Origin of the sequence: Dietzia sp. SLG310A2-38A2, assembly GCF_014145095.1 — a bacterium.
Lineage (GTDB): Bacteria > Actinomycetota > Actinomycetes > Mycobacteriales > Mycobacteriaceae > Dietzia.
The window spans coordinates 1-9,531 of record NZ_JAALDX010000028.1 but is presented as its reverse complement, the minus strand read 5'-3'; the positions used below and the strand labels follow the sequence as shown (position 1 = coordinate 9,531).

4 protein-coding genes and 1 pseudogene are annotated in these 9,531 nt (G+C 69.3%); 3 read left to right on the top strand and 2 right to left on the bottom strand.

Translation table 11 applies throughout. The features are described from left to right. Positions 1-164: 164 nt before the first annotated feature. Positions 165-896: pseudogene (locus tag G6027_RS01220) on the top strand (NRDE family protein); the annotation flags it as partial. 72 nt (positions 897-968) lie between these two features. Here the strand turns inward: G6027_RS01220 and G6027_RS01215 are convergent. Continuing rightward, positions 969-2,039, bottom strand: a complete 1,071-nt coding sequence (locus G6027_RS01215; RefSeq protein ID WP_182634671.1) for a 2-oxoacid:ferredoxin oxidoreductase subunit beta — start codon at positions 2,037-2,039, stop codon at positions 969-971. A gap of 24 nt (positions 2,040-2,063) precedes the next feature. Then, positions 2,064-4,064 carry a 2-oxoacid:acceptor oxidoreductase subunit alpha gene (locus tag G6027_RS01210; RefSeq protein WP_182634669.1) on the bottom strand — a complete coding sequence of 667 codons (2,001 nt, stop codon included), beginning with the start codon at positions 4,062-4,064 and terminating at the stop codon, positions 2,064-2,066. Positions 4,065-4,436: 372 nt separating this feature from the next. Here G6027_RS01210 and G6027_RS01205 point away from each other — a divergent pair, with 372 nt between their 5' ends. Then, complete coding sequence (locus tag G6027_RS01205; protein ID WP_182634667.1) at positions 4,437-6,122, top strand: alpha/beta fold hydrolase; 1,686 nt, start codon at positions 4,437-4,439, stop codon at positions 6,120-6,122. Between the two features lie 460 nt (positions 6,123-6,582). Next, positions 6,583-9,516: a type I DNA topoisomerase gene (topA, locus tag G6027_RS01200; RefSeq protein WP_346995588.1), complete on the top strand. Its 2,934-nt coding sequence runs from the start codon at positions 6,583-6,585 to the stop codon at positions 9,514-9,516. The last annotated feature ends 15 nt before the right edge of the window (positions 9,517-9,531 follow it).

The window sequence follows — 9,531 nt, the reverse complement described above, 5'->3', positions numbered from 1 at the left end:
GGCGCAGACCCTCGGCGCGGCGCCCCCAGGGGTACCGCCGCAAGTGTGGCCGCGCTGAGTGGCCAGCCCCACCGACCGGCGTGAACGAGCTGGCCGAGCCGGGAGTCGGGAGCAGCGGGCCCCGGTGTTGCGCCCGGTCATCCGGTGGGGAAGTGTTCGATGCCATGTGCATGCTCGTCGTCGCCCGCCGGGTCCACCCCCGGTACCCGCTGGTGCTGGTGGCCAACCGGGACGAGGTCCACGCCCGACCCACCGAACCCCTGCACGAATGGACGGCCGGTACGGAGGGGGTCGGCGGTATCGTCGCCGGCCGCGACGTCACGGCCGGCGGGACGTGGCTCTCGCTGGCCTCCGGGGCTCGGTTGGCGGCGGTCACCAACGTCCGGGAGGGAGGCCCGGTGCTCCCGGCGACCGCATCCCGGGGTGAACTGCCGGTCGACGCACTCACCGGACCCGTCCCCGTGACCGGGTTCGCCCAGCACGTCGTGGACGATCTGGGCAGGTACGGGCCGGTCAATCTCCTGGCCGGCGACCTCGACGAGATGTGGTGGGCGTCCAACCGCTCCGGTCAGGGGCCGATGCGACTCGGCACCGGGGTCCACGGCCTGTCCAACGCGGCGCTGGACACCCCGTGGCCCAAGGTCGTCGGCGCGGTCGCGCAGGTGAGGTCGCTCCTGGGCACCGAGGAGATCTCGGGTCAGGACTGGTCGGGCCCTCTGCTCGACCTGCTCGCCGATCGCCGCAAGGCGCCGCTGCGGCACCTGCCGCGGACAGGGGTACCGCTCTGGCACGAGTGGCGCCTGTCGTCGCGGTTCGTCCGGATCGGCCGGTGGTATGGGACCCGGTCGACGACGGCGGTGCGGATCGACGAGCACGGTACAGCCGATGTGGTGGAGCGCACCTGGGACGCCCGGGGACGCGTCGCGGGGACGGTCCGGCCGGTGTGGCCGTCTAGCCAGCGTGTCCGTCTAGCCGACGGTCCAGGTGTTGCTGCCGTTGAGCAGGGACTGCAGGTCCGTCGGTGCGGTCTCCTTGGCGGCGGCGACCTGGGCGCGGGCCTGGTCGTCGTAGGTCTCGCGGTGCACCTGCCGAATGATCCCGGTGACGGTGTACTCGAGGTCCTGGGTGGACAGGTTCGCCAGCGCGTGGGCGTAGGAGGGGTCCTCGGCGTGGGCGTCGTGGACGATGATGTCGGCCTCGTCGACCTCGGCGGTCGCCGCGACCTTCAGCGAGAACCCGGCGCGGACCACGCAGTGCTGACCGTCGTCGCCGAAGATGATCTTCTCGCCGTGGCGCACCGGGATGAGGTGGTCGCCGGCATCCTCTTTGCGAAGCAGGTCGAACGAGCCGTCGTTGAAGATCGGGCAGTCCTGCAGGATCTCCACGAAGCTGGTGCCGCGGTGGCGGGCGGCGGCCTCGAGGACCTCGGTCAGGCCCTTGCGGTCCGAGTCCAGGGCGCGGGCCACGAAGCTCGCCTGGGCACCGAGCACCAGTGACAGCGGGTTGAACGGGTAGTCCAGTGACCCCATGGGGCTGGACTTGGTGACCTTGCCCGGCTCCGAGGTGGGCGAGTACTGGCCCTTGGTCAGCCCGTAGATCCGGTTGTTGAACATCAGGATGTTGAGGTTGACGTTGCGGCGCAGGGTGTGGATGAGGTGGTTGCCGCCGATCGACATGGCATCGCCGTCACCGGTGACCACCCACACCGACTGGTCCGGGCGGGCGGTGGCCAGCCCGGTCGCGATCGCCGGGGCGCGCCCGTGGATCGAGTGCATGCCGTAGGTCTCGAGGTAGTACGGGAAGCGGCTCGAGCAGCCGATTCCGGAGATGAACGTGATGTTCTCGCGCTTGAGACCGAGCTTGGGCAGCAGGGCGCGGATGGTGGCCAGGATGACGTAGTCGCCACACCCCGGGCACCAACGCACCTCCTGGTCGGAGGTGTAGTCCTTGGGCTTCTGCGGCGCATCGCTCTTGGGTACGGAGGCCAACGCGTCCAGGGGCAGCGCGTTGCCGACGAGTCCGGGTTCGGTCGTGGTCATGGAAATCCTCTCCTCGCTCGCGGGTCAGCGGGTTCGGTTGGCGGTGGTGGTGCCGGTGGCGGTGTGGCCGATCCGCCGGTTACGCGCGGCGGGCTCGCCGGTCGTGGTGATGACCCCGTCGAGCGCCAGACGGTACTTGTCGTGCTCGGTGTGGGTGAGCCGTCCGGCGAACTCCGCCTCGATGGCGGTCTGCAGCTCCTCGGCCGAGAACGCCATGCCGTGCACCTTGGTGATGGGCTGGATCTGAGCCGGGAAACGGGCCTTGAGCAACATGGCCAGCTGTCCCAGGTTCATCTCGGGAACGAGTACCCGGTTGTACTTGGCGAGCACCTCACCGATGTTGTCCGGGAGCGGGTTGAGGTGGCGGACATGCGCACGGGCCACGCGGTGGCCGTTGGCGCGGGCGCGGCGGACCGCCTCACCGATGGGGCCGTAGGACGATCCCCAGCCCACCACCAGGACGTCGGCCTCCCCGGACGGGTCGTCGACCTCGAGGTCGGGCACGTCGATGAGCGCGATCCGCAGAGCCCTGGTCCGGGTCATGAGGTCGTGGTTCTCCGCCGTGTACGAGATGTTGCCGGTGCCGTTGGCCTTCTCGAGTCCACCGATGCGGTGTTCGAGTCCGGGCTCACCCGGGACCGCCCAGTCGCGCGCCAGTGTCTCCGGGTCGCGGGCGTAGGGGAGGTAATCCCCGGCGGCCTCGGTCTCGCCGTCGGCACCGGTCGCGGGCGCGGTGGCGAGCTTCTTGTCGATCGCCGGCAGGTCGGACACGTCGGGCAGCAGCCACGGCTCGGAACCGTTGGCGATCGCGCCGTCGGACAGCACGATGACGGGGGTGCGGTAGGTGACCGCGATCCGCGCCGCCTCACGGGCGATCTCGAAGCAGTCCGAGGGCGACTGCGGGGCGATCACGGCGACGGGCGACTCACCGTTGCGCCCGAACAGCGCCTGCAGCAGGTCCGACTGCTCGGTCTTGGTGGGCAGGCCGGTCGAGGGGCCGCCGCGCTGGACGTCGATGATCACCAGCGGCAACTCGGTCATTACGGCCAGGCCGATGGCCTCGGACTTGAGAGCGAGGCCGGGGCCGGAGGTCGAGGTGACGCCCAGTGCCCCGCCGTAGGAGGCGCCGAGGGCGGCGCCGATGCCGGCGATCTCGTCCTCCGCCTGGAACGTGGTCACGTCGAACTGCTTGAGCTTGCTCAACTCGTGCAGGATGTCCGATGCGGGCGTGATGGGGTAGGTGCCCAGGAACACGGGCATGTCCGCGGACTTGCCGGCGGTGACCAGGCCGTAGGCCATCGCCGTGTTGCCGGTGATCTGGCGGTAGCGCCCCTGCGGCAGTTGGGCCGGCATGATCTCGTACTCGGAGGCGAAGGCCTCGGTGGTCTCGCCGTAGTTCCAGCCCGCGTGCAGCGCCAGGACGTTGGCCTCGAGGATGGCGGGCTTCTTGCCGAACTTGCCGCCCAGGAACTTCTCGATCGAGTCGACCGTGCGGCCGTACATCCAGGTGAGCAGTCCCAGCGCGAACATGTTCTTGCAGCGCTCGGCGTCCTTCTTGCCGATGTCCACGGACTCGACCGCGCCGATGGTCAGCGTGCCCATGGCCACCTCGTGCACCTGGAACGCCTCGAAGGCCGGGGAACCGAGGGGGTTGGACTCGTAGCCCACCTTGGTGAGGTTGCGCTTGGTGAACTCGTCGGAGTTGACGATGAGGATGCCGCCGGAGGGCAGGTCGTCGATGTTGGCCTTGAGCGCGGCGGGGTTCATCGCCACCAGCACGTCGGGGCGGTCCCCGGCGGTGAGGATGTCGTAGTCCGCGATCTGGATCTGGAAGCTCGACACCCCGTGGATCGTGCCCTGGGGGGCCCGGATCTCGGCCGGGTAGTTGGGTTGGGTCGCCAGGTCGTTACCGAAGGCCGCGGCCTCCGAGGTGAACTGGTCACCGGCGAGCTGCATGCCGTCGCCGGAGTCGCCCGCGATGCGGATGACCACCTTGTCCAGCTTGGTCTTGGACACATTGCCCACCGCTGCTGACCTCCGTTGCGTCTTGAGTGATCGGGGCTGGTCGTGAGTCCCGTACGGCCACCGACGGTACGCCGGTTCCGGCGCAACCCGTGGCCACGGCGGAATTGAAAAACGGTAACACGTTCCAGTTAGGCGTAGTGGCCTCTCGTCCTCACCATAGACCGGTCTGTCTATTCGTGCCAATCTGCGGCGAAGGATGATCGTTCTATGGCATCTGACCGGCCAAGATGAGAAAGTCATGATGTCGTTGCCACCCTGGACCGCGGCAATCGTCACGACAAGACGACCCCGGTGATCCCTGGCTGCGGCGAGCACCCGCCATACCCCCTCGCTCGGTCGCCCCGGCCTCACAGGAAGAAGAACTCCGTGATCATGGCTCGTCTCTCACACACGTCAGCCGTAGTGGGTGTCGCCACGGCTCTGGTACTCGGTCTGCCGTCCACGGCGGCCTCGGTGCCCCCGGGGCCCGGGATGACTGGTGTCGACACGATCGACTGGACCCCCTGTCCGCCCGACTCGGACGTCGACGAGAGGTTCGGTCTGCCCCGCGCTGACGTGCTCTGTTCATCGGTGTCGGTACCGGTCGACCACGACGTCGTGAACGGCCGTCGCGTCGACGTGGAGGTGCGCAGGATCACCGCCACCGGGGAACGTACCGGGGCGATGTTCGGAAATCCCGGAGGCCCGGGCGTCGATGCACGTCAGCTCTGGTACCACGCTCTCGACGAGGCGCACGACAACGCGATCGACGAAGTCCGACGTCACCATGATCTGGTGATCGTCCAACCGCGCGGGCTGGAGGCCGCGGGAGCGCTAGAGTGCACCGCCGGCAGCGAGAACGCCGGTGCCGACAGCCTCGCACGGGCGAAGAGGTGCATGGACAGTGATCCGGAGTTCGTCTCGTCCTTCACCACCGAGAACCTCGTCCGGGACCACGAGGCCGTCCGCGAGGCGATGGGACTCGAACGGATCTCGTTCCTGGGGTACTCCTACGGCACCGCGATCGGGATGATGTACCAGACGCTGTTCCCGCACCGGATCGAGCGGATGGTCCTGGACTCGGCGGTCGGGCCCACCGACTTCTGGTGGTACGAGATCGACCGCCAGCAGGCGGTGACCAGGCATCAGGCCCGTGACTACCTTCTCCAGTGGATCGCCGATCACGACTCCACCTATCAACTCGGCACCACCCCGCTGAAGGTCTACGACAACGCGCGCACCCTGGATCGCCAGGAGGGGAGTACTTCGCCCCGGTTCCTGCCGCCGCCCGCGCAGCCGGGGGACGGCGTGCCGGGCTCCCTGGCCACCGGTTCAGTGGGCACGGGCTCGGTGGACGGGCTCGCCGCCGGGTCGGTCCGGTTGGACAACGCCGCCCTCGCATCGACCGGAGGGTTCGAGCGCGAGGAGGACGACAGTCTCCCGGTTTTCGAACTGCTGGACGGGGTCGTGGGCACACCCTCGCGGTGGTCGGAGGTCGCCTGGCTGATCTCGGCAGGGGTGAACGGGTGGCTCGAGGGGGAACCCGAGGCGCAGAGCCTGGAGGAGCAGGTCGAGGAGCAGCTGGCGATGCAGGCCGAGGTCCCGGAGTTGACCTCGGACATGGAGACCTACCTGGTGATCCTCCAGTGCAACGAGACCGCCCCACCGGTCCGCAATCCGCTGGCCCCGGTGTTGCTGGGCAGCAGCGACGCTGTCGGCAGCACAGGCGAGGACGTGAAGAACCTGGAGCATCAGACGGCGTTCTGTCCCTTCCCGCCGTCGACGGTCCCGCCGCGCATCGAGGCCAACCCCATGATCGCCGCGCCGCTGGTACTCCAGGCGGACCACGACACCCAGACGCCGGGGATGTTCGGTCCGGCGACCGCCGCGGCGACCGGTGGGACCCTGGTCCGGGTCCGGGGGACGGTGCACTGCCACTTCGACACCGGCAACCCGGCGGTCGACGACGTGGTCCTGAACTACCTGCACACAGGTGAGGTGACCGAAGGGCAGTACCTGGACACCCCCCGACCGACGCCCGGCCCGGTCCCGTGGGACGACGGGGACGACGTCGGATGACCTCACGCGCTGGCCGCCGCCGTGGTGTGACTGACCCCCTCGTCGTCGTCGCTCCCCGTCCCGTCCCCCGTGCCGACCGGAAGATCACGTCCATCCGCGAGTGATCGGGCACGCCTGGCGGCGACCCCGCGCGCCGGGCGACCAGGCCCGCCGTGCCGTGGGAGGCTGTGGCTGAGGGCAGGTGCAGTGTCGGTGCGATCGCGTACCGGTAGCCGGCGCCGACGCGCGCCAGAGGCCTCCGCGTGGCGGCCCGTGCCAGCCGGTCCGGGGGCCCCTCCCCGCTGGAGCGCGACTCTCGTGGAGCGCCCCTGGCCTGGTATGAATTCTCATAGACAGGTCTCGGCACGCGTACCGTATCCGGGACCGGAGGTCGGTGACACACGTCGTCGACGGATCAGCGCAGGTTGGGAGCAGTTCAGTGGCGAGCAAGAAGACAGCATCGGGCGGAAAGCGGAGCCTGGTGATCGTCGAGTCCGCCACCAAGGCCCGCAAGATCCAGCCCTACCTGGGGTCCGACTACGTGGTCGAGGCATCGGTCGGCCACATCCGTGACCTGCCCAAGGGTGCCGCCGACATCCCGGCCAAGTACAAGAAGGAGCCGTGGGCGCGGCTCGGTGTGAACCCCGAGGACAACTTCGAGCCGATCTACGTGGTGAGCGCGGACAAGAAGAAGAAGGTCGCCGAGCTCAAGAAGGAACTGGCCGGCGTGGACCAGCTCCTCCTGGCCACCGACCCCGACCGCGAGGGCGAGGCGATCGCCTGGCACCTGCTCGAGGTGCTCAAGCCCAAGGTCCCGGTCAAGCGCATGGTGTTCCACGAGATCACCAAGCCCGCGATCCTCGCCGCCGCCGAGAACACGCGCGAGCTCGACACCGACCTGGTCGATGCCCAGGAGACCCGCCGGATCCTCGACCGTCTCTACGGCTACGAGGTCTCCCCGGTGCTGTGGAAGAAGGTCATGCCGCGGCTCTCCGCGGGCCGCGTGCAGTCCGTGGCCACCCGCGTGATCGTCGAGCGCGAGCGGGAGCGCATGGCGTTCGTCGCCGCCGACTACTGGGACATCACCGCCACCCTGACGACGCAGCAGTCCACCGGCGGGGACGCAGGTGAGCCGCGCAGCTTCACCGCCCGCCTCGCCGCGGTGGACGGCGCCCGCGTCGCCCAGGGCCGCGACTTCGGCCAGAACGGCCGGCTCAAGACCTCCGGCGCGGCCAAGGACGCGGTGGTGCTCGGCGAGTCCGCGGCCCGCGCGTTGTCGGACGCCCTCGACGGTGCCGACTTCGTGGTCGACTCCGTGGAGTCCAAGCCGTACACCCGACGCCCCTACGCGCCGTTCATGACCTCGACGCTGCAACAGGAGGCCGGTCGCAAGCTGCGCTACACCTCCGAACGCACCATGCGCATCGCCCAGCGGTTGTACGAGAACGGCTACATCACCTACATGCGTACCGACTCCACGACCCTGTCCGAGGGGGGCATGTCGGCTGCGCGCGCGCAGGCCACGGAGTTGTACGGCAGCGAGTACGTCTCGCCCACCCCGCGTCAGTACACCCGCAAGGTCAAGAACTCCCAGGAGGCGCACGAGGCCATCCGCCCCGCAGGGGAGACCTTCGCCACCCCCGGCCAGCTACACAGCGCGCTGGACGCCGAGGAGTACCGCCTGTACGAGCTGATCTGGCAGCGCACGGTCGCCTCCCAGATGGCCGATGCCAAGGGCACCTCGGTGAGCATCAGGATCACGGGCGCAGCGGGGGAGAACCCCTCCGGGTACAGCAGGGCCACCTTCGCGGCGTCGGGCCGCACCATCACGTTCCCGGGTTTCCTCAAGGCGTATGTAGAGGCCGCGGAGGAGTCCACCGAGTCGTCTGACAAGCCGATGGCGGACGACGCCGAGCGGCGGTTGCCCCGACTCAGCGAGGGGCAGGGGCTCACGGGCTCGGATCTGTCCGCCGACGGCCACACCACCAGCCCGCCGGCCCGCTACAACGAGGCCAGTCTGGTCAAGATCATGGAGGAGATGGGCATCGGCCGCCCGTCCACCTACGCCAGCATCATCCGCACCATCCAGGACCGCGGGTACGTCTATTCCCGTGGCAACGCCCTCGTGCCCAGCTGGGTGGCGTTCGCGGTGATCGGTCTGCTCGAGCAGAACTTCGGTCGACTGGTGGACTACGACTTCACCTCGCTCATGGAGGACGAGCTCGACGAGATCGCCGAGGGGCGCGAGAACCGCGACGACTGGCTGCGTCGCTTCTACTTCGGTGACCCCGAGGGCGCCGGGTCGGCCGGGGACGGGGGCCACGCGGTCGGGCTGAAGAACCTCATCGACGTGAATCTCGAGGCCATCGACGCCCGCAGCATCAACTCCATCCGGGTCTTCGACGACTCCGAGGGGCGACCGGTCCACGTCCGCGTCGGGCGGTACGGCCCGTACCTCGAGCGCATGGTCGTAGGGGAGAGCGGCGAGCAGGAGTCCCAGCGCGCCAACCTGCCGGAGGGGATGAGCCCCGACGAGCTCACGCTCGAGGTGGCCGAGAAGCTCTTCTCCACCCCGCAGGACGGGCGTCCGCTGGGCGTGGATCCCGAGACCGGTCACGAGATCGTGGTCAAGGACGGCCGATTCGGCCCCTACGTCACCGAGAAACTACCCGAGCCGACCGACGCGGAGAAGGCGCAGTGGGCCAAGAAGGTGCTCGCCGACGCCGAGGCGGAGAAGAAGCGGATCGACGCCGAGCGCGACGCCGCCATGGCGGCCGCGAAGGACGACGAGGCCAAGGCGGAGGCCAAGAAGGCCGCGACGAAGGCAAAGTCCGCCGTGACCCGCAAGGCCAAGAAGGAGTCGGACAACCCCACCGGCCCCAAGCCGCGGACGGGGTCGCTCATGCAGTCGATGGAGCCGGCCACGGTCACCCTTGAGGAGGCGCTCAAGCTGCTCTCGCTCCCGCGGGTGCTGGGCGTCGACCCCACGAGCGGCGACGAGATCACAGCGCAGCTCGGCCGCTACGGGCCCTACCTGAGGAAGGGCACCGACTCGCGGACCCTGGACACCGAGGACGCCGTCTTCACCATCACGCTCGAGGAGGCTCTGAAGATCTACTCCGAGCCCAAGCGTCGGGGCCGGCAGGCCGCCGCACCCAAGGCGCTGCGCGAGATGGGGGTCGACGAGGTCTCCGGCAAGCAGATGCTGGTCAAGGACGGGCGCTTCGGGCCCTACGTGACCGACGGGGAGTCGAACGCGTCGTTGCGCAAGGGAGACACCGTGGAGACGCTCACCGACGCGCGCGCCTCGGAGCTGCTGTCCGAGCGGAGGGCCAAGTCGCCGCCGAAGAAGGCCGCCGCGAAGAAGGCCCCGGCCCGGAAGTCGCCGGCCAAGAAGGCCACCGCGGGGCGCTGAGCCGACCGCGGCCGC